Here is an 820-nt window from a genome sequence, read left to right as displayed (position 1 = left end):
GCTGTCTGTGCCGCTGTCGGCGAGCAGAAGATCGTCGCCCGCGCCACCAGACAGCGTGTCATCCCCGCTGCGCCCGGCCAGCGTGTCGTTGCCGACCCCCCCCTCGAGCAAATCGTTTGCGCCATTGGCCCCGGTCAGGCGATCATCGAAGTCCGATCCGGACACCACTTCGATGGAGATCAGCGTGTCGGAGCCTTCTCCGGTTGCGGTGCCCGCGCCAAGGTCGACCGTGACGCCGACGGACGAAAAGCCAAAGGCGGCCGTGTCGCTATCGGCGCCGCCATCAAGCGTGTCGTCTCCGGCCAGGCCAAACAGAATATCATCGCCGCCGAGCCCCTGCAGGATGTTCCCGTGCACGGCCGTGCCGATGATAACGTCGGCCTGCTCCGATCCGGTGGCATGTTCGATGTTGAACAGGCGGTCAAAGCCTTCACCCAACGCCCCACTCACCGGGCTGCCCGCAAGGTTGATGAGCCCACTGGCGAAAAGATCGATGATCACGCCTGTCGCGGACATCGAGTAATCGACCGTGTCGAAATTGCTGCCGCCGTCGATCGTGTCATCGCCCAGACCGCCGCGCAGCGTGTCCATGAACGAACCGCCATCGAGGCTGTCATTGTCGTCGCCGCCTTCCAGCGTATCCTCGCCAGCGCCGCCGATCAGCGTGTCGTCGCCGTCGCGGCCCTGAAGCAGGTCGTCCCCGGCATTGCCGACAAGCGTGTTGCCATGCACGTCGGTGCCGCGCAGCACGTCGTCGAAATCGGAGCCGACCGCGTGTTCGAAATTGTCGATCGTGTCGGCGCCCTCGCCAAAGGCCAGC

1 protein-coding gene is annotated in these 820 nt (G+C 65.0%); it reads right to left on the bottom strand.

Translation table 11 applies throughout. The features are described from left to right. Positions 1-820: calcium-binding protein (locus tag J1C49_RS21495; protein WP_304522462.1), on the bottom strand; the 820-nt coding region annotated here is incomplete at both ends.

Origin of the sequence: Cognatishimia sp. F0-27, assembly GCF_020667845.1 — a bacterium.
GTDB lineage: Bacteria > Pseudomonadota > Alphaproteobacteria > Rhodobacterales > Rhodobacteraceae > JAFMPQ01.
Note: the sequence above shows the minus strand (reverse complement) of the source record. Positions and strands in the feature narration are given on the sequence as shown.